This is a genomic window from Lysobacter sp. CFH 32150, assembly GCF_022758295.1.
Taxonomy (GTDB): Bacteria; Pseudomonadota; Gammaproteobacteria; order Xanthomonadales; family Xanthomonadaceae; genus CFH-32150.
Map to the genome: position 1 here is coordinate 190,165 of NZ_JALDWJ010000003.1, position 25,443 is coordinate 215,607.

At 65.0% G+C, this 25,443-nt stretch carries 21 protein-coding genes; 16 read left to right on the top strand and 5 right to left on the bottom strand.

The genetic code is table 11. The annotated features are described in order from the left end of the window. The first annotated feature begins 8 nt into the window (after positions 1–8). The 11 genes from MO486_RS07140 (at position 9) to lpxC (ending at position 13,235) form a co-directional block, all read left to right on the top strand. Entirely contained in the window at positions 9–1,472 is a 1,464-nt protein-coding gene (locus MO486_RS07140; RefSeq protein ID WP_242905988.1) for a UDP-N-acetylmuramoyl-L-alanyl-D-glutamate--2,6-diaminopimelate ligase, read from the top strand. After that, entirely contained in the window at positions 1,469–2,881 is a 1,413-nt protein-coding gene (gene murF, locus MO486_RS07145; protein WP_242905608.1) for a UDP-N-acetylmuramoyl-tripeptide--D-alanyl-D-alanine ligase, read from the top strand. The genes MO486_RS07140 and murF overlap by 4 nt, the downstream gene beginning before the upstream one ends. Further along, entirely contained in the window at positions 2,871–3,953 is a 1,083-nt protein-coding gene (gene mraY, locus MO486_RS07150) for a phospho-N-acetylmuramoyl-pentapeptide-transferase (protein ID WP_242905609.1), read from the top strand. Before murF ends, mraY begins: the two co-directional genes overlap by 11 nt. Beyond that, on the top strand, positions 3,953–5,248 hold the full coding sequence (ftsW, locus tag MO486_RS07155; protein ID WP_242905610.1) for a putative lipid II flippase FtsW: 1,296 nt from the start codon (positions 3,953–3,955) through the stop codon (positions 5,246–5,248). The genes mraY and ftsW overlap by 1 nt, the downstream gene beginning before the upstream one ends. Then, positions 5,245–6,339 (top strand): undecaprenyldiphospho-muramoylpentapeptide beta-N-acetylglucosaminyltransferase, encoded by a 1,095-nt coding sequence (gene murG / locus MO486_RS07160; RefSeq protein WP_242905611.1) that lies wholly within the window; start codon positions 5,245–5,247, stop codon positions 6,337–6,339. The genes ftsW and murG overlap by 4 nt, the downstream gene beginning before the upstream one ends. After that, complete coding sequence (gene murC / locus MO486_RS07165; RefSeq protein ID WP_242905612.1) at positions 6,336–7,769, top strand: UDP-N-acetylmuramate--L-alanine ligase; 1,434 nt, start codon at positions 6,336–6,338, stop codon at positions 7,767–7,769. The genes murG and murC overlap by 4 nt, the downstream gene beginning before the upstream one ends. Further along, a complete protein-coding gene (locus MO486_RS07170) occupies positions 7,766–8,728 on the top strand; it encodes a D-alanine--D-alanine ligase (RefSeq protein WP_345779201.1) in 963 nt (320 codons plus the stop codon). The genes murC and MO486_RS07170 overlap by 4 nt, the downstream gene beginning before the upstream one ends. Then, positions 8,725–9,483 carry a cell division protein FtsQ/DivIB gene (locus MO486_RS07175; RefSeq protein WP_242905613.1) on the top strand — a complete coding sequence of 253 codons (759 nt, stop codon included), beginning with the start codon at positions 8,725–8,727 and terminating at the stop codon, positions 9,481–9,483. The genes MO486_RS07170 and MO486_RS07175 overlap by 4 nt, the downstream gene beginning before the upstream one ends. Beyond that, complete coding sequence (gene ftsA / locus MO486_RS07180; protein WP_242905614.1) at positions 9,480–10,715, top strand: cell division protein FtsA; 1,236 nt, start codon at positions 9,480–9,482, stop codon at positions 10,713–10,715. Before MO486_RS07175 ends, ftsA begins: the two co-directional genes overlap by 4 nt. A gap of 114 nt (positions 10,716–10,829) precedes the next feature. Next, positions 10,830–12,056, top strand: coding sequence for a cell division protein FtsZ (gene ftsZ, locus MO486_RS07185; RefSeq protein WP_242905615.1), 1,227 nt, complete (start codon positions 10,830–10,832; stop codon positions 12,054–12,056). 270 nt (positions 12,057–12,326) lie between these two features. Further along, the gene (lpxC, locus tag MO486_RS07190; protein WP_242905616.1) at positions 12,327–13,235 is read left to right on the top strand and encodes a UDP-3-O-acyl-N-acetylglucosamine deacetylase; all 909 of its coding nucleotides are present in this window, start codon (positions 12,327–12,329) and stop codon (positions 13,233–13,235) included. Positions 13,236–13,424: 189 nt separating this feature from the next. On the opposite strand, the gene MO486_RS07195 is transcribed toward lpxC, so the two are convergent. Further along, the gene (locus tag MO486_RS07195) at positions 13,425–13,895 is read right to left on the bottom strand and encodes a DUF721 domain-containing protein (protein WP_242905618.1); all 471 of its coding nucleotides are present in this window, start codon (positions 13,893–13,895) and stop codon (positions 13,425–13,427) included. A gap of 7 nt (positions 13,896–13,902) precedes the next feature. Between MO486_RS07195 and MO486_RS07200 the strand changes: the two genes are divergently transcribed. The 3 genes from MO486_RS07200 (at position 13,903) to MO486_RS07210 (ending at position 18,763) form a co-directional block, all read left to right on the top strand. Then, positions 13,903–14,817 (top strand): M23 family metallopeptidase, encoded by a 915-nt coding sequence (locus MO486_RS07200; protein ID WP_242905993.1) that lies wholly within the window; start codon positions 13,903–13,905, stop codon positions 14,815–14,817. Between the two features lie 232 nt (positions 14,818–15,049). After that, positions 15,050–17,767, top strand: coding sequence for a preprotein translocase subunit SecA (gene secA, locus MO486_RS07205; RefSeq protein WP_242905620.1), 2,718 nt, complete (start codon positions 15,050–15,052; stop codon positions 17,765–17,767). Between the two features lie 42 nt (positions 17,768–17,809). After that, positions 17,810–18,763 (top strand): Nudix family hydrolase, encoded by a 954-nt coding sequence (locus MO486_RS07210; RefSeq protein ID WP_242905623.1) that lies wholly within the window; start codon positions 17,810–17,812, stop codon positions 18,761–18,763. Here the strand turns inward: MO486_RS07210 and coaE are convergent. The 4 genes from coaE to pilB form a co-directional block, all read right to left on the bottom strand. Next, complete coding sequence (coaE, locus tag MO486_RS07215) at positions 18,750–19,370, bottom strand: dephospho-CoA kinase (RefSeq protein ID WP_242905625.1); 621 nt, start codon at positions 19,368–19,370, stop codon at positions 18,750–18,752. The two genes, MO486_RS07210 and coaE, sit on opposite strands and share 14 nt — an antisense overlap. A 53-nt stretch (positions 19,371–19,423) precedes the next feature. Continuing rightward, positions 19,424–20,287 (bottom strand): A24 family peptidase, encoded by an 864-nt coding sequence (locus MO486_RS07220; protein ID WP_242905626.1) that lies wholly within the window; start codon positions 20,285–20,287, stop codon positions 19,424–19,426. Between the two features lie 15 nt (positions 20,288–20,302). After that, positions 20,303–21,457, bottom strand: coding sequence for a type II secretion system F family protein (locus tag MO486_RS07225; RefSeq protein WP_242905995.1), 1,155 nt, complete (start codon positions 21,455–21,457; stop codon positions 20,303–20,305). A gap of 213 nt (positions 21,458–21,670) precedes the next feature. After that, positions 21,671–23,395 (bottom strand): type IV-A pilus assembly ATPase PilB, encoded by a 1,725-nt coding sequence (gene pilB, locus MO486_RS07230; RefSeq protein ID WP_242905997.1) that lies wholly within the window; start codon positions 23,393–23,395, stop codon positions 21,671–21,673. A gap of 118 nt (positions 23,396–23,513) precedes the next feature. Here pilB and MO486_RS07235 point away from each other — a divergent pair, with 118 nt between their 5' ends. Together MO486_RS07235 and MO486_RS07240 are read left to right on the top strand one after the other, a co-directional pair. Continuing rightward, positions 23,514–24,365 carry a glycosyltransferase family 2 protein gene (locus tag MO486_RS07235; protein WP_242905627.1) on the top strand — a complete coding sequence of 284 codons (852 nt, stop codon included), beginning with the start codon at positions 23,514–23,516 and terminating at the stop codon, positions 24,363–24,365. A gap of 93 nt (positions 24,366–24,458) precedes the next feature. Next, positions 24,459–25,436 (top strand): glycosyltransferase family 2 protein, encoded by a 978-nt coding sequence (locus MO486_RS07240; protein WP_242905628.1) that lies wholly within the window; start codon positions 24,459–24,461, stop codon positions 25,434–25,436. The last annotated feature ends 7 nt before the right edge of the window (positions 25,437–25,443 follow it).

Here is a 25,443-nt window from a genome sequence, read left to right on the forward strand (position 1 = left end):
CCCGCGCGATGGCGCTCGCCGAGCTGCTGCCCGACATCGCCGGCATCCCCGGCGATCTGCGCATCAGCGGCCTGGTGCAGGACAGCCGCGAAGTCGAACCCGGGAACGCGTTCGTCGCGATCGCGGGCTTCGGTGCGCATGGCTTGAAATTCGTCGACCAGGCCCGCGCTTCAGGCGCCAGCGCGATCCTGTTCGAGCCACCTGCACCGGACGATCTGCCGGTGCCAGCCGATGCGATCGCGGTGCCGGGTTTGCGTGCGCGCCTTGGCGAACTCGCCGACCGCTTCCACGATCATCCCAGTGCAGCGATGACGATGGTGGGCGTCACCGGCACCAACGGCAAAACCTCCACCGTGCAGCTGCTGGCGCAGGCGTGGTCGTTGCACGGGACGCGCGCCGGCACCATCGGTACGCTCGGCGCCGGCCTGTACGGCGAAGCTGCGCCGACGGGTTTCACCACGCCCCTGGTACTGCGCATGCACGCATTGCTCGCCGAGCTGCGCGATGCCGGTGCGCAGGCGGTGGCGATGGAGGTCAGTTCGCACGCGCTCGACCAGGAGCGCGTCGGCGGCGTGCATTTCGACGTAGGCATATTCACCAATCTCACCCGCGACCACCTCGATTACCACGGCGACATGGCCACCTACGGCGCGGCCAAGGCCAAGTTGTTCGGCTGGCCGGGATTGCGCGCCGCCGTCATCAACCTCGACGATGATTACGGCCGCGCGCTGTACGACGCGCTGCCGGCTTCGCTGCAGCAAGTCGGGCTGAGTTCACGCGATGTCCAGGATGCGACGCTGCGCGCGCAGGCGTTGCAGTTCGACAACCGCGGCATCGGCTTCGATCTGGTCGCAGCGGCTGGCGAAGCGCATCCGGTGCAATCGCCACTGCTCGGACGCTTCAATGTCGACAACCTGCTGGCCGTGGCCGGTGCGCTGTACGCATTGGGGGATACACCCGCGCAGATCGCCCAGATCCTGTCGCGGCTGCAGCCGGTGCACGGCCGCATGAACCGACTCGGTGGCGATGGTGTCAAACCGCTGGTGGTGATCGACTACGCGCATACGCCCGATGCCCTGGAGCAGGCGTTAGCCTCGCTGCGTGCACATGTGCACGGCCGACTGGTCTGCGTGTTCGGCTGCGGTGGCGAACGCGATCGCGGCAAGCGTCCGCAGATGGCGGTGATCGCCGAGAAACTTGCCGATGTCGTCATCGTCACCGACGACAATCCGCGCAACGAGGACGGCGATGCCATCGTCGTCGACATCATGGAAGGGTTCGTCGACGCGCGGCGCGTGCTCGTCCAGCGCGACCGCGCTGCCGCGATCGCGCGCGCGATCGGCGAAGCCGGTCCGAACGACATCGTATTGATCGCAGGCAAGGGTCACGAGCCTTACCAGGAAATCGCTGGCGTCCGGCATCCGTTCGACGATACCGAAGTCGCACGGATGAACCTGGAGGCGAAGGCATGAGGCCGCTGCCGCTCTCGCAGATCGCGCGCATGGCCGGCGGCCGCCTGCATGGCGCGGCTTTGGATGGAAATGAAGTCGTGATCGATGGCGTTGCCACCGACACGCGCGCGCTACCCGGCGGCAGTGCGCTGTTCGTCGCGCTCAAGGGCGAGCGCTTCGACGGCCACGATCATGTCGCAACGGCGGCGCAAGGCGGCGTGGCCGCGGCGCTGGTGTCGCGCGAACTTGGCGTGGCGACTGCTCGCGGCATGCTCCCGCAGATCGTCGTCGCCGACACCGAGCGCGCGCTGGCCGCATTTGCCGCAGCCGTGCAGCGCGAACGCAAGACCAGGGTGGTCGCGATCACCGGCAGCAACGGCAAGACCAGCGTGAAGACGCTGACGCTGGCGATCCTCTCGCGCGTCGGCAGCACCTACGCCAATCCTGGCAACCGCAACAACGAGATTGGCCTGCCGCTGGCGGTGCTGGACGCACCGGAAGATGCCGCGTTCGCAATCTACGAAATGGGCGCGGGCAAGCTCGGCGACATCGCCTATCTCACCGCGGTCGCGCAGCCTGACGTCGCCGTGGTCAACAACATCGCGCCTGCGCACCTGGAACGCATGGGCAGCCTGCTTGGCGTCGCCGATACCAAGGGTGCGATCTACGACGCACTGCCTGCCGACGGTGTCGCCGCGATCAATGCCGACGATGCGTTCGCCCCGTACTTCGCCGAGCGCGCGCACGGCCGGCGCCTGATCCGTTTCGGCCTCGATGCCAGCGCCGATGTCACCGCGCGCGATGTACGCCTGAGCGCCGAGGGCGCGCATTTCACCCTGGTCACGCCCTCCGGGAAAGCGGAAGTCGCCCTGGCGATGCCCGGACGCCACAACGTGCTCAATGCACTGGCCGCGACCTCGCTGGCGCTCGGTGCCGGCGCGTCTCTCACGGCGATCCGTGAAGGCCTCGACGCCGCGCAACCCGTTGCCGGGCGCTTGATCAGCCATCGCCTGGCCAGTGGTGCGGTGCTGATCGACGACAGCTACAACGCCAACCCCGGCTCGCTGCAAGCTGCAATCGACACGCTCGCCGCCGCCTCCTCATCAGAGCGTGGCGGCGAAAGCTGGCTGGTGCTCGGCGACATGCGCGAACTCGGCGCCGATGCCGAATTGCTGCATGCCGAAGCGGGGCGCCGCGCCAAGGCCGCCGGCATTGCGCGGCTGTATGCGCTCGGGCCGCTCAGCGTGCACGCAGCACGCGCGTTCGGCGAGGGCGCCCGTCATTTCGAATCGCATGCCGAACTGGCCGACGCCTTGCGCGTCGACCTGCACGCCGGCGTGCGTTGCCTGGTCAAGGGCTCGCGCGGCAGCGCGATGGACCGGATCGTTTCCGCGTTGCTGCCTGGGGAGGGCACCACGCATGCTGCTTGAACTCACAAGATGGCTGGAGCAACTGCAGAGCCTGTTCGGCCTGTTCGGCTATCTCACCGTGCGCGGCATCCTCAGCGCGTTGACCGCGCTGGGACTGTCGCTGTGGTGGGGGCCGGCGGTGATCCGCAAGCTCGCCACTTACAAGGGCGGCCAGCCGATCCGGCAGGAAGGCCCGCAAACGCACTTCTCCAAGGCCGGTACACCGACCATGGGCGGCGCGCTGATCATCATGACGGTGATGGCGGCGGTGCTGTTGTGGGGCGACCTGCGCAATCGCTATGTCTGGATCGTGCTGGCAGTGCTGGTGGGTTTCGGCCTGATCGGCTGGCTCGACGACTGGATCAAGATCGTGCATCGCGATCCGAACGGGTTGAAGTCGCGACTGAAGTATCTGTATCAGTCGATCTTCGGCCTCGCTGCCGGCCTGGTGCTGTTCTACACCGCGGATACGCCGGCGGCGACGACGTTGTTCGTACCGTTGCTGAAGAACGTCGCGATCCCGCTCGGATTGTTCTTCGTCGTCATCGCGTACTTCTGGATCGTCGGTTTCTCCAATGCAGTGAACCTCACCGACGGACTCGATGGCCTGGCGATCATGCCGACGGTGCTGGTCGCCTGCGCGCTCGGCGTATTCGCCTATGCGTCGGGCAATGCCGTGTTCTCCGAATACCTGCAGATCCCGGCGATTCCAGGCGCCGGCGAGCTGGTCATCATCTGCGCCGCGATAGCGGGGGCGGGGCTGGGGTTCCTCTGGTTCAACACGTATCCAGCGATGGTGTTCATGGGCGACATCGGCGCGCTCGCGCTCGGTGCCGCGCTCGGTGCGATCGCGGTGATCGTGCGCCAGGAAGTGGTGCTGGTGATCATGGGCGGCGTGTTCGTGATCGAAACGTTGTCGGTGATGATCCAGGTGGCTTCGTTCAAGCTTACCGGCAAGCGCGTATTCCGGATGGCGCCGATCCACCATCACTTCGAACTCAAGGGCTGGCCCGAGCCGCGCGTGATCGTGCGCTTCTGGATCATCTCGGTGATCCTGGTGCTGGTTGGCCTGGCCACGTTGAAGGTGCGCTGATGAGCGAAGCACCACGCCAGGCGACCCGACTGGACGCGATCGAAGGCCGCTTCGATCCGTGGCTGCTCGGCGCGAGCATCGCGCTGGCGTGCCTGGGCGTGGTGATGGTGGCGTCGAGTTCGATCGCGATCGGCGAAGGGCTGAATGTCGGTCCGTTCTATTTCCTGACCCGTCACATCGTCTTCCTCGCCATCGGCCTCGGGCTGGCGGCGTGGATGATGCGCACCGAGTTGAAGATGATCGAACAGCACAACCAGTGGTTGCTGCTGTTGTGCTTCGTGCTGCTGCTGCTGGTGTTCGTGCCCGGCATCGGCCACACCGTCAACGGTGCGCGGCGCTGGTTGAACCTGGGGGTGTCGAACTTCCAGGCCGTCGAGGCGGTGAAGCTGCTGTACATCGTGTGGCTGTCGAGTTACCTGGTGCGTTTCCGCGACGAGGTCAATGCGACCTGGATGGCGATGCTGAAGCCACTCGGTGTCGCCGTGCTGTTGGTCTGTCTGTTGATCATGCAACCCGATTTCGGTTCTCTGTCGCTGATCCTTGCCATCACCGCAGGCATGCTGGTGCTCGGCGGCGTGCATCTGCCACGGATGTTCGGTCCGGTGCTGGTCGGGTTGCCGGTGTTGGCGGTGATCGCGATCGCCGAACCGTACCGCATGCGCCGCTTCACTTCCTTCCTCGATCCGTGGGCGGATCCGTTCGACAGCGGGTATCAGCTGACGAACGCGCTGATGGCGGTCGGTCGCGGCGAATGGTTCGGTGTCGGCCTTGGCGACTCGGTGCAGAAACTGTCGTACCTGCCGGAAGCGCATACCGATTTCATTCTCGCGGTGATTGCCGAGGAACTCGGTCTGTTTGGCGTCACGCTGGTCATCGGCCTGTACGCATTGCTGGTGGGTCGCGCGTTCTGGGTCGGGCTGAAATGCGTGGAGATGCGCCGTCATTTTGCTGGCTACTGCGCGTTCGGCATCGCGTTGTGGATGAGCCTGCAGAGTTTTGTTTCGATCGGCGTCAACCTCGGCTTGCTGCCGACCAAAGGCTTGACGCTGCCGTTGATTTCATCGGGCGGCTCCAGCGTGCTGATGACCTGCGCCGCACTCGGCCTGCTGCTGCGGGTGTCGTACGAACTCGATCGCGCCGAACGCCAGGTCGCGCGCCTGCGTGGCGAGGCGTTGCAGCCGTCGGCTGGCAACATCCCGGCGACTGCGCAACCGGTGGGCGCCACGGCCACGGCCGTGCGCGGTACCAACCGCCTGCGCCAGCGCATCGAACCCACGCTGGGGAGGACGGCATGAAGCTTGCTGCCACCGACTCCGACCTGCATCCGGTGATGATCCTCGCCGGCGGCACCGGTGGGCACATCTTCCCGGGGCTCGCTGTCGCGCACGCGCTGCGCGATCGCGGCGTGCCGGTGCTTTGGCTCGGCGCCGAAGGCGGCATGGAAACGCGATTGGTGCCGCAGCACGGTTTCCAGATCGACACCATCGAAGTGCGCGGCGTGCGCGGCAAGGGTATTGCCACCCTGCTGGCAGCGCCGTTCCGCGTACTGGCGGCGGTGCGGGCGGCGTTGCAGACGCTGCGCGAACGTCAGCCGCGGGCCGTGGTCAGCTTCGGCGGCTATGCCGCGGGTCCCGGCGGACTTGCGGCGAAATTGCGCGGGATTCCCCTGCTCGTGCATGAGCAGAATCGTGCGCCGGGCCTTACCAATCGAGTGCTGGCGCGGTTCGCGCGGCGCGTGCTCACCGGGTTTCCACAGACATTCCCGAACATGATCGAAGAAGTCGTAGGCAATCCGGTGCGTGCCGAGATCGCCGCAGTCACGCCGCCGGAAATCCGCTTCAACAACCGCGGCGGCCCGCTGCATCTGCTGGTGCTGGGCGGCAGCCAGGGTGCGCGCGCGCTCAACGCCGCGGTGCCGCAGGCGCTGGCGGCGCTGCATGGACAATCGATCGAAGTACGTCACCAATGCGGCGAAAGAATGCGCGAGGACGCCGAGCGCGCCTATGCCGCCGCCAACGTGACTGCATCGGTGGAGCCGTTCATTGCCGACATGGCCGCCGCATATGCCTGGGCCGACATCGTCGTCTGCCGCAGCGGTGCGCTGACGCTGGCCGAGTTGTGCGCGGTCGGTATCGGCAGCGTGCTGGTGCCGTTCCCGCAAGCGGTCGACGACCATCAAACCAAGAATGCCGAGTTCTTGGTCGAACGTGGCGCGGCGCTATTGCTCAAGCAGGACGAACAACTCGCCGCACGCCTGAGCGAGGTATTGGGCGATCTTGCCACCGACGCCGGCAAGCGCCGCGCCATGGCGGTCACTGCACGCGCGCTGGCCAAACCAGACGCTGCCGCGCGCGTCGCTGCTGCTGTTATCGAGGAAGCCGCATGATCCGCCGCCTGCAAGCATCGGGTGACCTCGCCAAGGCGTATCCGCGCGTGCATTTCGTCGGCATCGGCGGCGTCGGCATGAGCGGCATCGCCGAAGTGCTGTGCACGCTCGGCTACCAGGTGTCCGGTTCCGACACCGCCGACAACGCCGTGACCCGGCGGCTGACTTCACTCGGCGTCACCGTGCACCGCGGCCACTCCGCCGCCAACGTGCTCGACACCGACTGCATCGTCGTGTCGAGTGCGATCAAGCGCGACAACCCCGAACTGATGGAGGCCCGCTCGCAGCGCATTCCGATCGTGCCGCGCGCGGAAATGCTGGCCGAACTGATGCGTTTCCGTCGCGGCATCGCCGTCGCCGGCACGCACGGCAAGACCACCACCACCTCATTGCTTGCGAGCGTGCTCGGTGAGGGTGGGCTCGATCCGACCTTCGTCATCGGCGGGCAACTGCTCGCCGCCGGTGCCAATGCACGACTGGGCGGTGGCCAGTGGCTGGTGGCCGAGGCCGACGAGAGCGACGGCAGCTTCTTGCGCCTGAATCCGGTGGTGGCGATCGTCACCAACATCGATGCCGATCATCTCGAGAACTATGGTGGCGACTTCGCCAAGGTGCAGGCGGCGTTCGCCGAATTCCTGCATCGCCTGCCGTTCTACGGGCTGGCCGTGCTGTGCATCGACGACCCGGAAGTCGCCGCACTCGCCGTCGACACACCACGCCACCTGATCACCTACGGCTTCGCGGCGCACGCCGACGTGCGCGCCGAGGGCACCACGCAGACCGGCGCGCGCATGCACTTCACGCTGTGCCTGCCGGATGGCAGCCGCACGCCGGTGACGCTGGCGCTGCCGGGCCGGCACAACGTGCAGAACGCGTTGGCTGCGGCGGCTGTGGCGTGGCAGCTCGGCGTGGCGCCGGACGTCATCGCGCGCGCGCTCGAAGGGTTCGCCGGCATCGGTCGCCGCTTCAACCTCCTGGCGCAGATCCAGACGCCGCGAGGCGCCATGGTCACCGTGGTCGACGACTACGGCCATCACCCGAAGGAACTGGAAGCGGTGTTCGCCGCTGCACGCGGTGGCTGGCCGGACAAGCGCCTGGTCGTCGCGTTCCAGCCGCATCGCTACAGCCGCACGCGCGATCTGTTCGACGATTTTGCCGGTGTGCTGTCGAGTGTCGACGCGCTGGTGTTGACCGAGGTCTATCCGGCTGGCGAACAACCCATCGCCGGCGCAGATGCGAAGTCGCTGGCGCGCGCGATCCGTGCGCGCGGCCGCATCGATCCGGTCGTGGTCGGCAGCGCCGGCGAGCTCGCCAGCGTCCTGCCCGACGTGCTGCAAGACGGCGATCTGTTGCTGCTGATGGGGGCCGGCGACATCGGCCACGCCGCGCAGCATCTGGCCGCGCATGGATTCGACGGAGCCAGCAAGTGACGACAAAGTTTCCTCCACTCAAAGTCACCGATCCGACCGCGTTCGGCCGTGTCGCGGTGCTGATGGGTGGGACCAGTTCCGAGCGCGAGGTGTCGCTCGATTCCGGCCGTAACGTGCTGGAAGCGCTGCAGGCGCGCGGCGTGAATGCGTTCGCGGTCGATGGCATTCCCGCGCTGATCGATGCGATTCAAGCCAAGCATGTCGATCGCGTCTTCAACATCCTCCATGGCCACGCTGGCGGTGGCGAGGATGGTGTGCTGCAAGGCCTGCTCGAAGCGCTGGGTGTGCCATACACCGGCTCCGATGTGCTGGGTTCGGCACTGAGCATGGACAAGATCCGTACCAAGCAGGTGTGGCTGTCGCTTGGATTGCCGACACCGCGTTACGTGCGTCTCGCCAAAGGCAGCGACGTGCATGCGGCTGCGCGCGAACTGGGTCTGCCGGTGATCGTGAAGCCGGCGGCGGAAGGTTCCAGCGTCGGCGTGTCGCGCGTGTACGCCGATGCCGATCTCGATGACGCGGTCGAGCTCGCCGCGCGTTATCCCGGCGAACTGTTGATGGAACAGTTGATCGAAGGTGACGAGCTGACCGTGGGCATCCTCGGCGACGTCGCGCTGCCGTCGATCCGGATCGTGCCGAAAGGCCAATGGTACGACTACCACGCCAAGTACGTTGCCGAAGACACGCAATACCTGTGCCCGGGGCTCGAAGGCGAGGCCGAAGATGAAATCCAGCGCATTTCGTTGGCCGCGTTCGAAGCGGCCGGATGCAGCGGCTGGTCGCGCGTCGACGTGATGCGCGATCGCAACAGCGGCAAGTTCTATCTGCTCGAAGTGAACACCGCCCCCGGCATGACCAGCCATTCGCTGGTGCCGAAGGCGGCGCGCCAGGTCGGGATCGCATTCGAGGAGTTGTGCTGGCGCATCCTCGAACAGACCTTGGAGGGCGCGCACGGGTGAACGCGTTGCTCCGCATCGTTGCGTGGATGCTCGCGGTCGTGCTGGTCGCGTTGCCGGTCGTCGCCGTGCTCAACGGTTGGATCGGCGCCGAGCGCTGGCCGCTGCGGACGCTGCGCGTCAATGGCGAACTGCAACGCGTGAACGCCGAGAAACTGCGCGCGACCGTACTGCCGTATGCACAGCGTGGTTTCTTCGCGGTGCGACTGGAAGACGCGCAGGCGGCGGTGGCTAAGCTGCCGTGGGTCGAGCGCGCGGAAGTGCGCAAGCGCTGGCCGGACGTGCTGGAAGTGCGTGTGATCGAACACAAGCCGTTCGCGTTGTGGGGCAAGGACCAGTTGTTGTCAGAACGTGGCCGCGTGTTCCCGGCCGCCGGCATCAAGTTGCCGAAGGACCTGCCGCAGCTGGCCGGGCCGGATGCGCGGGTTGGCGAAGTGGTCGCGCTCTACAACGAATCACGCGTGTTGTTTGCCAGTAGCGGAAGTGATGTGCGGGTGTTGGAGCTCGACCGTCGCGGCAGTTGGTCGCTGACCTTGTCGCACGGCGCCACATCGATCAGCACGCAAGTCGTGGTCGGACGCAGCGATGCCCGCCCGCGCCTGGCGCGCTTCGCGCGGCTGCTGCCCCAGCTGCTGTCGCAACACCAGCAGCGGGCACTGACGCGCGCCGACCTTCGCTACACCAATGGTTTTGCACTCAGCTGGGCGACGCAACCGACGCCAGCCGTAGTGCCGCCGCAACTGCAGGGACAGACATGAATCGCAAAGGTGACAAGTCGCTGATCGTCGGACTCGACATCGGCACCTCCAAGATCACCGCGCTGGTCGGCGAATACTCGCCGGGCAATCCGATCGAGGTGATCGGCATCGGCTCGCACGAATCGCGCGGGATGCGGCGCGGCGTGGTGGTCGACATTGAATCAACAGTGCAGTCGATCCAGCGTGCAGTCGAGGAAGCCGAGCTGATGGCCGGCTGTGAGGTGCGTTCGGTCTACGCCTCGATCTCCGGCAACCACGTGCAGTGCCGCAATTCGCAGGGCATCGCACCGATCCGCGATGGCGAAGTCACCTACGCCGACCTCGACCGCGTACTGGATGCCGCGAAAGCCGTCGCCATTCCCGCCGACCAGAAAATCCTGCACGCGATCCCGCGCGACTACGTGCTCGATGATTCGCAGGAAGGCATCCGCAACCCGGTCGGCATGACTGGCGTACGGCTGGAAGTGCACGCGCACCTGGTGGTGTGTGCGCAATCGGCCGCGGCCAACATCAGCAAGTGCGTGGCGCGTTGCGGGTTGCAGGTCGACGACCTGATCCTGGCTTCGCTGGCATCCAGCACCGCGGTGTTGACACCGGACGAGCGCGAGCTCGGCGTGGTGCTGGTCGATCTCGGCGCCGGCACGACCGACATCGCGGTGTTCGTGCAGGGTGCAATCGCACACAGCGCGTCCCTGCCGATCGCCGGCGATAAGGTCACTGAAGACATCGCGCACATGCTGCGCACGCCCACGCCCGAGGCCGAGCAGATCAAGGTGCGTTATGCCTGCGCGCTCGCACAGCTGGCGACGGCGGAGGAATCGATCCAGGTGCCCAGCGTCGGCGATCGTCCGCCGCGCCGGCTGCCGCGGCATTCGCTCGCGCAGGCAGTGCAGGCGCGCTACGAGGAAATCTTCGAAATGGTGCAGGCCGAACTGCGCCGTTCCGGCTTCGAACAGCACGTCCGCGCCGGCATGGTGCTGACCGGCGGTGCTTCGAAGATGGAAGGCGTGGTCGAGCTCGCCGAGGAAATGTTGCAGATGCCCGTACGCGTGGGCATCCCGCAACACGTCACGGGTCTGGGCGAAGTGGTCGGCAATCCGGTGCATGCCACCGGCGTCGGCCTGCTGCTGATGGGCAGCCAGATCGAGCATCCGCGCCGGCCGGTGATCCCAACCGGGCGCGCCGGCAGTTTCTTCAACAAGTTGAAGAACTGGTACCGCGGTGAGTTCTGACGATTGGACGCCGGCGCGATGGCGCGGCGGCGGGCAGGGCAGGAGAGGACGACTTGCAGTGCGTTTGGCAGCACCCGATTCGATAACTAGCAATACATAACGGAGGACGTGGACATGGCGCATTTCGAACTACTGGAAAAAATGGCCCCGAACGCGATCATCAAGGTGGTCGGCGTGGGCGGCGGCGGCGGCAACGCCGTGGCACACATGGTCAGCGGCAACGTCGATGGCGTGGAATTCATCACCGCCAACACCGACGCGCAGGCGATCAAGAACTGCGGCGCCAAGCTGCAGTTGCAACTCGGCAGCAACGTGACCAAGGGTCTCGGTGCAGGCGCGAATCCGGAGGTCGGCCGTCAGGCCGCGCTCGAGGATCGCGAGCGCATCATGGACGCCCTCGGCGGTGCCGACATGGTGTTCATCACCGCCGGCATGGGTGGCGGCACCGGAACCGGCGCGGCGCCGGTGGTGGCGCAGCTCGCCAAGGAAATGGGGATCCTCACGGTGGCGGTGGTGACCAAGCCGTTCCCGTTCGAGGGTCGCCGCCGCATGCAGGTGGCGCTCAAGGGCATCGAGGAGCTGTCGCACCACTGCGACTCGCTGATCACGATCCCGAACGAGAAACTGATCACCGTGCTCGGCAGGAACGCGACGATGATCCAGGCGTTCCGCGCTGCGAACGACGTGCTGCTCGGCGCGGTGCAGGGTATTGCCGACCTGATCGTGCGTCCGGGTCTGATCAACGTCGACTTCGCCGACGTCCGCACCGTCATGTCCGAGATGGGCCTGGCGATGATGGGCACCGGCTCGGCCCGTGGCGACGACCGCGCGCAGGCCGCGGCCGAGGCGGCGATCCAGAACCCGTTGCTCGACGACGTCAATCTCACCGGCGCCAACGGCATCCTGGTCAACATCACCGCGGGTCCGGATTTCACCATGGCAGAGTTCGACGAGGTGGGCCGCACCATCGAAAACTTCGCCAGCGAAGACGCCACCGTCGTCATCGGCACCGTGCTCGACCCGGACATGCAGGACGAGGTCAAGGTCACCGTGGTCGCCACCGGCCTCAACCGCGCTGTCGCGCGCCAGGCTGTGCCGACCTCCACCGTCCGTGGTGGCATGGAGCGCGAGCCGATGCGCCAGCCGGTGCGGCTGGTCCGCAACGCCACCACCGGGCAGGCCGACTTCGACGCGATGGCCAACGTCAACGAGCCGATCCTGCCGAACTTCGGCAGCAGCAGCCTGCGCAGTGGCGGTCGGAGCGATGGTGCCCCGGCGACGGCCGATCTGCCGCCGGACTACCTGGATATCCCGGCCTTCCTGCGGAGGCAGGCCGACTGATACGCACTGCGCCGGCAGGCAGACTGATCTCTGCCTGGGCGTCCTCCCACCGTCGGGCCTGCGCCGGCCCGACGGGTGTCTTTCGGTCGGTCGGCGACAGCCGGCCGGCCAGTTTCGTCGCCGGTCGTTGCATGCCTGCGACAGAGCGTCGTTTACGTTCAGGTTCAGGCAGTCGCGTGCTACCCTGTTCGGCCGCTGCGCTGCAGGTTGGCGCGCATTTAGCCAGTTCGCCCAGAACCATCCACGGACAGGTCGTTCCCTGACCCCACCATGCTGCGTCAACGCACCCTAAAGAATGTGATCCGCGCCACCGGCGTGGGCCTGCACAGCGGCGAGAAGGTTTATCTCACCCTGCGCCCGGCCCCGGTCGATGCGGGCATCGTATTCCGGCGCGTCGACCTGGACCCGGTGGTGGAGATTCCGGCTAGCGCCGAGCTCGTCACCGAAACCATGCTCTGCACCGGACTGTCGCGCGACGGCGGCAAGGTGATGACGATCGAGCACCTGATGTCGGCCTTCGCCGGCCTCGGTATCGACAATGCCTATGTCGACCTGTCGGCGCCGGAAGTGCCGATCATGGATGGCTCGGCCGGTCCATTCGTGTTCCTGCTGCAGTCCGCGGGCATCGCCGAGCAGCAGGCGCCGAAGCGCTTCATCCGCATCAAGAAGCCGGTGGAAGTGCGCGAAGGCGACAAGGTCGCCCGTTTCGAGCCGCACGACGGTTTCCGCATCGGCTTCACCATCGACTTCGACCACCCGATGATCCCGACTGCGCAGTCGCGCGCCGAGGTCGACTTCTCGACGACGTCCTACGTCAAGGAAGTCAGCCGCGCACGCACGTTCGGCTTCATGCGTGACCTGGAGTTCATGCGCGAGCGCAACCTCGGCCTCGGTGGCTCAATGGACAACGCCATCGTCCTCGACGAATTCCGCGTGCTCAACGATGACGGCTTACGCTACGCCGACGAATTCGTCCGCCACAAGATCCTCGATGCCGTCGGCGATCTCTACCTCGCCGGCCGGCCGATCATCGGCGCTTTCGAGGGTTTCAAGTCCGGCCACGCCCTCAACAACAAGCTGGTCCGCGCCTTGCTGGCCGAACGCTCGGCCTGGGACGAAGTGACCTTCGACGATCCGGCCGCCGCGCCGGTGCTGTACGCGAATCCCGCCACGGCCTGAGCTGCCGGCACCCTGCAGTGACCTCCGGTCACCAAGTGAGTGTTCTGTGAATCCCGCCATCCGTATTAACGGATGTTTAACTTTTGCCTAGCGGGTTATTAACGAAATCAGAGGGTTACCCCGGTAGGATGCCCACTGGTCGGTTCGAGGCGGGCTATGAAACGCAGTCCGAAGCCTGTATCGGCCAAGTTAGGAGTCGTCTTCCGGCCCTGTGGATGCGGGGTTTTTCAGGGACGCCAGCGCGGCTTGCAGGGCATCGCGTGCAGCCGCAGACATCGGTTTGACCTTTGTGTCCGCCCGCTCAGGCGGGTGGACCGGGGAAGTCGTCACCTTGACGACCAACTCGGTCACGCCGAGCCCGAGGGATCGGGCCGCGTCAAGCACCTCGGGTGCGGCGAGCCGCAATTTGGCGCGCCACACGGGGGAATCGACGAGGAAAACGAGTCTGCCACCATCGAGGTTCGCCAGCCGCGCATGCGCGGCCAGCGCAGGCGGCAGACAGGGGCGCAACCGTTGGTCCAGCGCGTCAAGCCACAAGGCACGACGCAAGGGGTCGAACGCGGCGTCAGCAAGCAGCGCGTCGAGCGCATCTTGCGGGCCGGCGGTTCGACGCGTGCTTTTTTGAGGCGGGCGTGACGAGCTGGATTTGGAATCAGACATGCGGAAGATCACCTTCGACACCATCCTAAACAAACGACGCGGCAGTATCGCTGACCGCATCGCTGTTCGCGCTGCGGAACGCCCCGGCATCGCCGTCGGCATGCTGCTGGGCGCCGGCTTGATCCTCGGCGTGGCCGGCAGCGCCGGCTTCGCCATGACGTACAGCGCGCACCTGCAGGCCAAGGTCGCCGCGCAGGACGCTGAGCTCGCCACCGTCCGCGACGGCGCGCAGCGTGAAATCAATGCCCTGGCCGCGCGCCTGGGCGAACTGCAGGCCCAGGCCAACCGCCTCAATGCCCTCGGCGAGCGCCTGACCCGCGTCGGCCAACTGCAGGACGGCGAGTTCGATTTCGATCAGCCAGTCCCGACCGGTGGTGCCGGTCCCGTCCGCGATATGCCGCCGGGTGAGCTCAAAGCTGGCCTGGGCGAGCTGGAGCACGAATTCGCGTCTTCCACCCGGCAGCTGACCGTGCTGGAAGCGCTATTGTTCAACCGCGAACTGGACCGCAATGCGCTGCCGTCGCGCGAACCGATCGCCAACAGCTACATCACCTCCGGTTTCGGCGGCCGTGCCGACCCCATCCGCGGCGGCCACCAGTTCCACAAGGGCATCGACTTCGAAGCCGACGTCGGCGACCCGGTGCTGGCAGTGGCCGACGGCGTCGTCAGCTATTCCGGCGCGCGCAGCGGCTACGGCAACGTGATCGAAATCGACCACGGCAACGGCTACGTCACCCGCTATGCGCACAACTCGCGCCTGAGCCGCCGGGTTGGTGACCTGGTCCGTGCCGGCAACGAAATCGCCAAGGCCGGCTCCACCGGCCGCTCGACCGGCGCCCACGTGCACTTCGAAGTGTGGGAAAACGGCCGCGTCACCAATCCGCGCAAGTTCCTCGGCGACCGCAAGGCGGTACGCGGCTGATTAGCCGGGTATTCGGAACCGGGAATCGTTAAGGCGGCGCGGCTTTGGCTGCGCCGTCTTGTTTTGGTGGGAGAGCCAGGGCACGAATCCGTGCCTTGTAAACGCGTGGACCCGCCACCACGCTACAATGCGCGTTGCCAAAAAGGGCGCCCAGCGCCCTTTTTTATTGCGGGATTCGCGGCGGTCTTTCCGCCGGCGATTCCGACTTCTCCATTCCTGATTGCGGTCACCCATGCTCAACAGTCTGCTTACCCGCGTCTTCGGCAGTCGTAACGAACGACTGCTCGGCCAACTCGCCGGCCTCGTCAAGAAGATCAACGCACTCGAAGCGCAGATGCAGGCGTTGTCCGACGCCGAACTGCAGGCCAAGACCCCGGAATTCCAGCAGCGCATCGCCAAGGGCGAATCGCTCGACAAGCTGCTGCCAGAAGCCTTCGCCGTCTGCCGCGAAGCGAGCACGCGCGTGCTCGGCATGCGCCACTACGACGTGCAGCTGATCGGCGGCATGGTGCTCCATCTGGGCAAGATCGCCGAAATGCGCACCGGCGAGGGCAAGACCCTGGTCGCGACGCTGCCGGTGTACCTCAACGCGCTCGAAGGCAAGGGCGTGCACGTGGTTACCGTCAACGACTACCTCGCCCGCCGCGATGCCGCCTGGATGGGCAAGCTCTACACCTGGCTCGGTCTGTCGGTGAGCGTCGTGTATCCAGGCATGCCGCACGGCGACAAGCACGCCGCCTACGCCGCGGACATCACCTACGCCACCAACAACGAAATCGGCTTCGACTACCTGCGCGACAACATGGCGCTGGCGAAGGAAGACCGTTTCCAGCGCGGCCTGAATTTCGCCATCATCGACGAAGTCGACTCGATCCTGATCGACGAGGCGCGCACGCCGCTGATCATCTCCGGCCCCGCCGACGAATCGCCCGAGCTCTACCATAAGGTCGACAAGATCGTGCCGCAGCTGACCCGGCAGAAGGTCGAGGACGGCATGGGCGACTACTGGGTCGACGAGAAGGGCAAGCAGGCGCACCTGTCGGAATCCGGCATGGAGCACGTCGAAGCGCTGCTGCGCCGCGCCGGCGTGTTGCAGGGCGAGGACGATGCGCTGTACGCCGCGCACAACATCCATGTCGTCCACCACCTCAACGCCGCGCTGCGGGCGCACGCGATCTACCAGCGCGATGTCGATTACATCGTGCGCGATGGCGAAGTCATCATCGTCGATGAATTCACCGGCCGCACTTTGCCGGGCCGGCGTTGGTCGGATGGCCTGCACCAGGCGGTGGAAGCGAAGGAAGGGGTGGCCGTACAGCGCGAGAACCAGACACTCGCCAGCATCACCTTCCAGAACCTGTTCCGCATGTACAAGAAGCTGTCGGGCATGACCGGCACCGCGGACACCGAAGCCTATGAGTTCCAGAGCATTTACGGCCTGGAAGTGATCGTGATCCCGACCCACCGTCCGATGGTGCGCAAGGACCATTCCGACCAGGTCTTCCTCAACCGGGTCGGCAAATATCGCGCGGTGGTGAACGAGATCAAGGCTTGTCACGAACGCAGCCAGCCGGTGCTGGTCGGCACCACCTCGATTGAGGTATCCGAACTGCTGTCCGAACAACTGCAGGAAGCCGGCATTCCGCACGAAGTGCTCAACGCCAAGCAGCACGAACGCGAAGCGCAGATCGTCGCCCACGCCGGACGCCCGAAGGCGGTCACCATTGCCACCAACATGGCCGGCCGAGGTACCGACATCGTGCTCGGCGGCTCGCTTGAAGCGGAACTCGCCGCGCTTGGCGAGGACGCAAGTGAAGCCGACAAGGCACGCGTGAAATCCGACTGGCAGCAGCGCCACGAAGCCGTCAAGAGCGCTGGCGGCCTGCACATCGTCGGCACCGAGCGCCACGAATCACGCCGTATCGACAACCAGCTGCGCGGCCGCTCCGGCCGGCAGGGCGACCCGGGCTCCTCGCGCTTCTACCTGTCGCTCGAAGACAACCTGATGCGCATCTTCGCCGCCGACTGGGTGCAGCGCGTGATGGCGCGGATGGGCCTGCAGGAAGACGACATCATCGAAAGTCCGTTGGTGACCAAGCAGATCGCCAACGCGCAGCGCAAGGTCGAAGCGCACAACTTCGATATCCGCAAGAACTTGCTCGACTACGACGACGTCAACAACGACCAGCGCAAGGTGATCTACCAGCAGCGCGACGAGTTGCTTGAGGCCGAATCGGTGCAGGACAACATCGAAGGCATCCGCGGCGACGTGGCAGCCGACATCGTCGAGCGTTTTGTGCCGCCGAACTCGATCGACGAACAGTGGGACCTGCCGGGGCTGGAGTCCGAACTGGCCAACGAATTCAACCTGCAGCTGCCGCTGGCGAAGATCGCGCAGGAACAGGCCGAACTCGACGCCGAGCAGATCGCGCAGCGCGTGCAGGACGAGCTGACCAAGCTGTTCGCCGACAAGGAAGCGCAGATCGGCGGCGACAACATGCGCATGCTGGAAAAGCACATCATGCTCAACGTGCTCGACCAGAACTGGAAGGAACACCTTGGCCGCATGGATTACCTGCGCCAGGGCATCCACCTGCGCGGCTACGCGCAGAAGCAGCCCAAGCAGGAATACAAGAAGGAAGCATTCGAGCTCTTCAGCGAGATGCTGGAGAAGGTCAAGCGAGAAGTGGTAACCCTGCTGGCGCGCGTGCGCATCCGCACCGAGGCCGAGATCGCACAGGCGGAGGCCGAAGAGCGCGCCCGCGCCGAAGCGATCGCCCGGCAGATGCAGTTCCAGCACCCGGAGATGGGCGGCCTCGGCGCCGACGAGGAAGCCGCGCAGGCACAAGCCGCTGCGCAGCAGGGTGGGATGTCGAAAGTCGGTCGCAACGATCCTTGCCCCTGCGGCAGCGGCAAGAAGTTCAAGCACTGCCACGGCCAGCTCACCTGACGTATCGCCATGGGCGATGATCGAAGTCGCGAACGGGCTGAGATGCGTGCCATCGACGTCGTCGCTGGCGTCATCACCGACGCGCGCGGCCGCATCCTGCTCGCGCGTCGTACCGAGGGCCGCGACCTCGCGGGTTTGTGGGAATTCCCCGGCGGCAAATGCGAACCCGACGAGTCGCCCGAAGCTGCGCTGGCGCGCGAACTGCATGAAGAGCTTGGCATCGAAGTCGAACTCGGCGCTCCACTGATCACGGTGCCTCAGCAATATCCGCACAAGCGCCTACGTCTGGACGTTCGGCGGATCGCCTCCTGGCACGGCAGCATCAAGGGACACGAAGGCCAGGCATTGGCTTGGGTGCCGCCGCACAAGCTGGCGAGTTATGCGATGCCGCCTGCGGATATCCCAGTAGTTGCGGCGTTGCTGCAACCCGATCGCTACCTGGTCACGCCTGAGCCAGGCGCGGACGATGCCGCGTGGCTAGGGGCGCTCGAGCGCGCGTTGGCAATAGGCATTCGCCGCGTGCAATTGCGCGCGCGTACGCTCGATCCCCCGCGTTGGCGTGCACTCGCAGGCGAAGCTGTGCGGCGCTGCCGCAAACACGACGCCGAAGTGCTGCTCAATGGCGATGCCGTGCTCGCGGCAGAACTTGGCATCGGCCTGCATCTGCGCGCGTTGCAGTTGCGCGCCATCGATCGGCGTCCGATGCCTGCGGGCGTTGCGGTTGCTGCGTCTTGCCACGACATCGACGAACTGCGCCAGGCGGAACTGCTCGGTTGCGATTTCGCCGTGCTCGGTCCCGTGAACGCGACGGCGAGCCATCCCGGTGCGCCACCGCTGGGCTGGTCCGGATTCGCTACGCTGCGTGAGCAGGTGTCGTTGCCGATCTATGCGATCGGTGGCATGACGCAGGCCGACATCGCGATCGGGCGTGCGCACGGCGCACAGGGAATCGCGGCGATCCGCAGTATTTGGCCCGGCGCCGCTACGAGGTGCTGAGCGTTGCGAGTGTGCGATAGCGCATGTCCAGCGCCGCGACATGCGCATCCAGCCGCTGCAGCGGTCCGTCGTTGACGATCACGTCATCCGCGATCGATAGCCGCTGCCGGCGGTCGGCCTGTGCGGCCAGCATCCGCTCGGCCAGTGCAACATCGATGCCATCGCGCTGCACCAGACGGGCAAGTTGCGTTTCACGCGATGCATCGACGACGAGGATCCTGTCGAGCCAGGCATAGGCTGCGCGAGCTCCCCCTTCGGTCAACAAGGGGATCGCGGCGATGGCGTATCGGCCTGGCGCGGCCGCGCACTCGCGGCGCAGTTGCGCGCGCACGTGGGGATGGACGATCGCTTCCAGTCGTCGGCGTGCGTCTGTATCGGCGAACACGCGCTGGCGCATCGCGACGCGATCGAGACTGCCATCGTCGGCGAGTACTTCCGTGCCGAACGTCGCCGTCACTTCGGCCAGACCCGGTGAACCGGGCGCAACTGCGGCGCGCGCGGCCAAGTCGGCGTCGGCCACGAATACGCCCAGGGCCTCGAAGCGTCGTGTGACTTCGCTCTTGCCCGAAGCCACGCCGCCGGTGACGCCGACGATATAGTCGCTCATATGTGCTTTTTAGCGGCCCACTCGAGGTGGGACAAGCTTGCCAGGGCGCAGTGCTATTTGAGGCCCGACAACTGCAGGTAGCCGTCGATCAGCGCCTGTCCCCAGAAGAACGTGACCCAGCCGGCAATGGCGAGGTACGGACCAAACGGGATCGGGGTGGCGCGATCGCGCCCCTTCGCCGCCAGCCAGATCGAGCCGATGATGGCGCCAACCAGCGATGACAGCAGCAGGATCGGCAGGACTCCCTTGAGGCCGACCCAGGCGCCGAGTGCCGCTAGCAGCTTGAAGTCGCCGTGGCCCATGCCTTCCTTGCCGGTCAACTGCTTGAACACCCAATACACCGACCAGAGGCTGAAATAGCCGGCCATCGCCCCGAGCAGCGCGGCCTTCGGTCCCATGTACAGGTTCTCGACGCTCGCGATCAGGCCCAGCCACAGCAAAGGCAGGGTGAGCTGGTCGGGCAACAGCTTGGTGCGCAGGTCGATGCCGGTCAGCGCCACAAGGAAACAGGACAGCAGGATCGCGCCGAAGCCCTGCCAGCCGAAGCCGAAGCGCCAGACGCAGGCGAGGAACAGCAGCATCGTCAGCAGTTCCACCAGCGGATACTGCAGCGAAATGTGGGTGCCGCAGCCGCGGCAGCGCCCGCGCTGGATCAGGTAACTGACAACCGGGATGTTCTCGTACCACGACAGCACGCGTTTGCAGTGCGGACAGTGCGAGCGTTCGACAACGATGCCGGGCGGCGGCGGGTCGTAAACCTCCGGCTCGCCGAGGATCTCGCGGCTATCGCGTTGCCACTGCCATTCCAGCCGCCTGGGCAGGCGCAGGATCACCACGTTGAGGAAGCTGCCGACAAGCAGCCCAAGTCCGGCCGCGGCAGGAAAGCCGAGGCCGGGGTTCTGGTCGAGGAAGGCCATGCTTTCTTGCGGCCCTTACACGACTGCCGCGAGCTTGAAGATCGGCAGGTACATGGCAATCACCATGCTGCCGACGATCACGCCCAGCATCACCACAATGATGGGCTCGATCAGGCTGGCCAACGCATCGACCGCATTGTTGACCTCTTGCTCGTAGTACTCGGCGACCTTGTACAGCATGGTGTCGAGCGCGCCAGCCTCCTCGCCGATCGCGGTCATCTGCACCACCATGTGCGGAAACAGGTTGGTCTGCTTCATCGCCATGTTGACCTGGTAACCGACTGCAACGTCGTCGCGAATCCGCAGCACGGCTTTTTCATAGACGGTGTTGCCGCAAGCGCCGGAAACCGTGTCCAGTGCTTCCACCAACGGCACGCCAGCACTGAAGGTAACCGCCAGGGTGCGGGAGAAGCGGGCGAGCGCAGCGTTGTGCATGATCTGGCCGATCACCGGCATCCTCAGTATCAACCGATCGAGGAAGTGCGAGAACGCTATCGAGCGCTTCTTGGCCATGATGAACGCGATTCCGCTTCCGACCACCGTCAACAGGATCACCCACCACCAGGCGACCATGAACCTGCTGAAGCCGATGATCAATTTGGTGAAGGCGGGCAGATCAGCGCCGAAATTCTTGAACACTTCCTCGAATTGCGGGACCACGAACACGAGCAGAATCGCACTGACTATCAGCGCCACCGCGATGACCATGGCAGGGTAGAACATCGCTTTCTTGATCTTGCCCTTGAGGGCTTCGATGTTTTCCTTGTAGGTCGCGATCGTTTCGAGGACGGTATCGAGTACGCCGGCCGATTCGCCGGCCTTGACCAGGTTGCGGAAGAGCTCGTCGAACTGGACCGGATGCTTGCCCAACGCCTCCGATAGTGACGAACCACTCTCGATGTCGGACCGGATGCTGTTGACCAGATCGCGCATCTTTGGATTCTTCTGGCCGCCGGAAATGATTTCCATCGCGGTCACGATCGGCACGCCGGACTTCAGCATGGTGGCGATCTGTCGGCTGAATACTGCGATGTCCTTCGCCGTGATGCGCTTGCCGGTACTGCCGAACAAGGGCTTCGGCTTCGGTTTGACCATGGTCGGGGTGATGCCCTGCTTGCGCAGTTCGGCACGCAGCAGGTTGGGGCTCTTCGCCGCCTGCTCACCCTTCATCTTGGTTCCGCGCTTGTCATTGCCCTCCCACACGAACGTGGTCAGCGGGTCGGGACGGCGGACGGCCCGGGGAGTGGCGGCCTTCGCTGCGGTCTTTGCGGCGGATCGAGTCACGGCCATGGGCGAATTTCCTGTGCTGTATGCAGTGCGGAGACGGTATCAGTTACGAATGGTGATCGTTGCGGGCGTCCCGCACCGAGGGTTTTCATCGCATCAGTCCTTGGTCACGCGGTTGATCTCGGCGAGGCTCGTGAGACCGTTCTTCACTTTGAGCAGGGCTGATGCGCGCAGGTCCTTTACCCCGGCCTGCTTGGAGGCTTCTGTGATCTGCAGCACATTGCCGCCGGCGAGCACGATGTCCTGGATCTCATCGGACATCGGCATCACCTGATAGATGCCTGTGCGACCCTTGTAGCCCTCGGTGCAGTCGGGGCAGCCGACCGCATCGTAGATCTTCAGCCCGGCATGGATCTCGTCGGCGGTGAACCCCTCGGCGAGCAGCGCATGGTCGGGCAGGTGCACTTCGCGCTTGCAGTCGTGCAGGCGACGGGCGAGGCGCTGGGCGATCACGAGTGAGATCGACGAAGTGATGTTGTAGGGCGCCACACCCATGTTCATCAGGCGCGCGATGGTCTGCGGCGCGTCGTTGGTATGTACCGTCGACAGCACCATGTGACCGGTCTGCGCGGCCTTGATCGCAATTTCGGCCGTTTCCAAGTCGCGGATTTCGCCGACCATGATCACGTCCGGATCCTGGCGCAGGAACGAGCGCAGCGCAGCGGCGAAGGTCATGCCGCGCTTGACGTTCATCTGCACCTGGTTGATACCCGGCATGCGGATTTCGACCGGATCCTCGACGGTGGAAATGTTGCGGTGATCGTCGTTGAGGATGCCGAGCGCGGTATACAGCGACACGGTCTTGCCGGAGCCGGTCGGGCCGGTCACCAGCACCATGCCATAGGGCTTCTGCACTGCCTCAAGGAACAGGTTTTTCTGTTCCTCCTCGTAGCCGAGCTTGTCGATGCCGAGCTTGACCGCGCCGCCGTCGAGGATACGCAGCACCACCTTTTCGCCGAACAGGGTTGGCAGGGTGCTGACACGGAAGTCGATCTGCTTGGTCTTGGACAGGTTGAGCTTGATGCGACCGTCCTGCGGTATGCGTTTTTCGGCGATGTCGAGTTGCGCCATGACCTTCAAACGGGCAGCGATGCGCAGGTGCAGCTTCACCGGCACCTTGGCGACCTGCTTGAGCAGGCCGTCGATGCGCAGGCGCACGCGGAATTCGGTTTCGTAGGGTTCGAAGTGGATGTCCGAGGCACCACGGCGGATCGCGTCCACCAGGACCTTGTTGATGAACTTGACGACTGGGGTGTCGTCGCCCTTGGCGTCGACGCCGGTGTCGGCACTCAGGTCTTCCTCACCGCCGCTGACCTGGAGGCCTTCCAGCCCCTCGTCATCGGAGACAGCATCGCCCAGCGCATCGGCCGACTCCAGCCACGAGTCAAGCGTGCGACGGATGCGGTCTTCGTCGACCAGGATGGGTTCCACCACCAGGTTGGTGTGGAACTTGATCTCGTCCAGCGCGTGGCTGTTGGTCGGATCGGTCACGCCGACGAACAGGCGCCCGCCGCGTTTGAACAACGGCAGGGCATTGTGCTTCCGCACGAGTTCTTCGCTGACCAGCTTGATCGCGCTTTGAGCCGGGTCGAGCGCCGAGACGTCGAAAATCGGCATGCCGAACTCTGCGGAATTGGCCGCGGCCAACTGCGCTGGACTGACCAGCCTCTTCTCCGCCATGAACGTCGCCAGCGGCTTGCGCTCGCGGGTAGCGCTCTCCATGGCGTCGCGGGCGACGCCTTCCTCAAGTGCGCCGTCCAGCACCAAACGCCGGGCGATGCCGGTGATGCCCACCAGATTGGCAGTCGCGACGGTTGCCATCGCCATGTCCCCTAGTTTCCCACGCCGACTGTACCGCAAACCCTCATTAACACAACGGATCGCCGTCTCTTTTCCGGACGTGAATTCACGGTACCCTTTCACGGAAAGGGGAGGCTGTATGCGCGTTTCGGTGATCCTGCCAGCCAAGAACGAAGTCGAGGGGCTGCGGCGGACCCTGCCAGCGCTACGGGCTGTGCTGCCCACGGCGGAAGTGATCGTGGTCGACGATGGCTCTACCGACGCCACCGCGGCCGTGGCCTCCGAACTTGGTGCGGGCGTCCTGTCCGCACCTTACTCGATGGGCAACGGCGCGGCGATCAAGCGCGGCACCCGTGCTGCCACCGGCGATATCCTCGTATTCATGGACGCCGACGGCCAGCACGATCCGGCGCAGATCCCGCAGCTGCTGGAACGGATCGAAGCCGGCTTCGACATGGCCGTGGGAGCGCGCGGCGCGGACGGGCAAGCCAATGCCGGGCGCGGATTGGCCAACGCGTTGTACAACCGCCTCGCCAGCTGGATGACCGGTCACCGCGTCGCCGACCTGACCTCGGGTTTCCGCGCGGTACGTGCCGACAAATTTCGCGAGTTCCTGCACCTGTTGCCGAATGGGTTCAGTTACCCCACTACTTGCACCATGGCTTTCTTCCGAAGCGCTTATCCCGTCAGCTACGTACCTGTGGCGGTCGCGCAGCGCATCGGCCGCAGCCATATCCGTCCATTGCGCGACGGTCTGCGTTTCTTGTTGATTATCTTCAGGATCGCCACGCTGTACTCGCCACTGAAACTTTTCGCGCCAGTCGGATTTCTGTTTTTCCTGCTCGGTGCGGGCTATTACGGCTGGACTTTCACTACATCGGGTCGTTTTACCAACATGAGTGCGTTGTTGCTCAGCGCCGCCGTCATCGTCTTCCTGATCGGGTTGGTCTCGGAGCAGATCACGGCATTGACCTATCGCCGGCATGATTGAACCAGACGCGCAGATGCAGGGCGACGGGCTGCCTGTTTGGATACGGGTTCGGAGGGGGTTGGGCGGCCATCGCCGGGTCATGGCGGTGTGATCATGAAGGTGCAGGTCTTCATACCCACCTTCAATCGGTCGGAGCGGCTAGCCAAGGCGGTTGCAAGCGTCCTGGGCCAGACCTTCAGCGACGTGGAAGTCGTGGTGCTCGACAACCATTCCACGGACGATACGCCGGTGGTCATGGCATCACTGATGGCTTCCGACCACAGGGTGAGGCTGGTACGGCACGCGGAGAACATCGGAATGATGGCCAATTTCAATGCCATCCAAGGTCTTGCGAACAGCGACTTCTTCACCGTGCTCACCGATGACGACGAATACGAGCCCTGTTTCATCGAAACCGCCATGCAGTGCTTCGCGGGCCATCAAAGTGCAGGGTTCGTGGCCTGCAACGCTCCGACCCGCATCGACGGCCAGGTAGTCAAGAGCCAGCTCGATTACTGGCGGGAAGGTTTTTACAAGTCGGGCAGTGCCGTATCGAAGTGTTTGCTGGGGCATTACCCATTGGTCACCAACTGCCTCTTCCGGGCAGAGACGAAGGGCGACTTCTACTTCGACCCGGCTCTTGGCATCGTCAGTGATGGGTTGCTGCTGACCTGCATGTTTGCCAAGTACGATGCCGTCATCAGCAAGACGGTGACCGGGTACTGGGACAATCACGGCGGGAACGCATCTTCAGTCCACCGGCTGGACCCGGCAGCCCTGGTCGACGCAGCGATCACCGAGGCAAGGCTGTACCGTGAGTTCTGCGGGAGGAACGGAATTCCGGTGCGAGGCCGATTGCTCTCCTGGTTCAAGCAGGCGCTTACGGTTTTGGTGGCGGCAGACAAATCCAGTTTCGAGCATGTCCATTCCCATAGCCTGATGCAGCAGCGTTTTGGCTGGGCATCGATGCTGGTGCTAAGGGGGGTGCACGGCTCCCGCCTGATCCGCGTGTTTACCTGGGCGCTAGCCATGGGACGCCGGCGTTACACCGCATGGGTTGCACGCCAGTCAGTACGTAACCGCCATGTCTAAGCCACGA

Bases quoted from the DNA above. Each gene is read 5' to 3' on its own strand.
- MO486_RS07140 (WP_242905988.1), top strand. From the start codon at position 9: ATGGCGCTCGCCGAGCTGCTGCCCGACATCGCCGGCATCCCCGGCGAT.
- murF (WP_242905608.1), top strand. From the start codon at position 1,469: ATGAGGCCGCTGCCGCTCTCGCAGATCGCGCGCATGGCCGGCGGCCGC.
- mraY (WP_242905609.1), top strand. From the start codon at position 2,871: ATGCTGCTTGAACTCACAAGATGGCTGGAGCAACTGCAGAGCCTGTTC.
- ftsW (WP_242905610.1), top strand. From the start codon at position 3,953: ATGAGCGAAGCACCACGCCAGGCGACCCGACTGGACGCGATCGAAGGC.
- murG (WP_242905611.1), top strand. From the start codon at position 5,245: ATGAAGCTTGCTGCCACCGACTCCGACCTGCATCCGGTGATGATCCTC.
- murC (WP_242905612.1), top strand. From the start codon at position 6,336: ATGATCCGCCGCCTGCAAGCATCGGGTGACCTCGCCAAGGCGTATCCG.
- ftsA (WP_242905614.1), top strand. From the start codon at position 9,480: ATGAATCGCAAAGGTGACAAGTCGCTGATCGTCGGACTCGACATCGGC.
- ftsZ (WP_242905615.1), top strand. From the start codon at position 10,830: ATGGCGCATTTCGAACTACTGGAAAAAATGGCCCCGAACGCGATCATC.
- lpxC (WP_242905616.1), top strand. From the start codon at position 12,327: ATGCTGCGTCAACGCACCCTAAAGAATGTGATCCGCGCCACCGGCGTG.
- MO486_RS07195 (WP_242905618.1), bottom strand. From the start codon at position 13,895: ATGTCTGATTCCAAATCCAGCTCGTCACGCCCGCCTCAAAAAAGCACG.
- secA (WP_242905620.1), top strand. From the start codon at position 15,050: ATGCTCAACAGTCTGCTTACCCGCGTCTTCGGCAGTCGTAACGAACGA.
- MO486_RS07210 (WP_242905623.1), top strand. From the start codon at position 17,810: ATGCGTGCCATCGACGTCGTCGCTGGCGTCATCACCGACGCGCGCGGC.
- coaE (WP_242905625.1), bottom strand. From the start codon at position 19,370: ATGAGCGACTATATCGTCGGCGTCACCGGCGGCGTGGCTTCGGGCAAG.
- MO486_RS07220 (WP_242905626.1), bottom strand. From the start codon at position 20,287: ATGGCCTTCCTCGACCAGAACCCCGGCCTCGGCTTTCCTGCCGCGGCC.
- MO486_RS07225 (WP_242905995.1), bottom strand. From the start codon at position 21,457: ATGAAGGGTGAGCAGGCGGCGAAGAGCCCCAACCTGCTGCGTGCCGAA.
- pilB (WP_242905997.1), bottom strand. From the start codon at position 23,395: ATGGCAACCGTCGCGACTGCCAATCTGGTGGGCATCACCGGCATCGCC.
- MO486_RS07235 (WP_242905627.1), top strand. From the start codon at position 23,514: ATGCGCGTTTCGGTGATCCTGCCAGCCAAGAACGAAGTCGAGGGGCTG.
- MO486_RS07240 (WP_242905628.1), top strand. From the start codon at position 24,459: ATGAAGGTGCAGGTCTTCATACCCACCTTCAATCGGTCGGAGCGGCTA.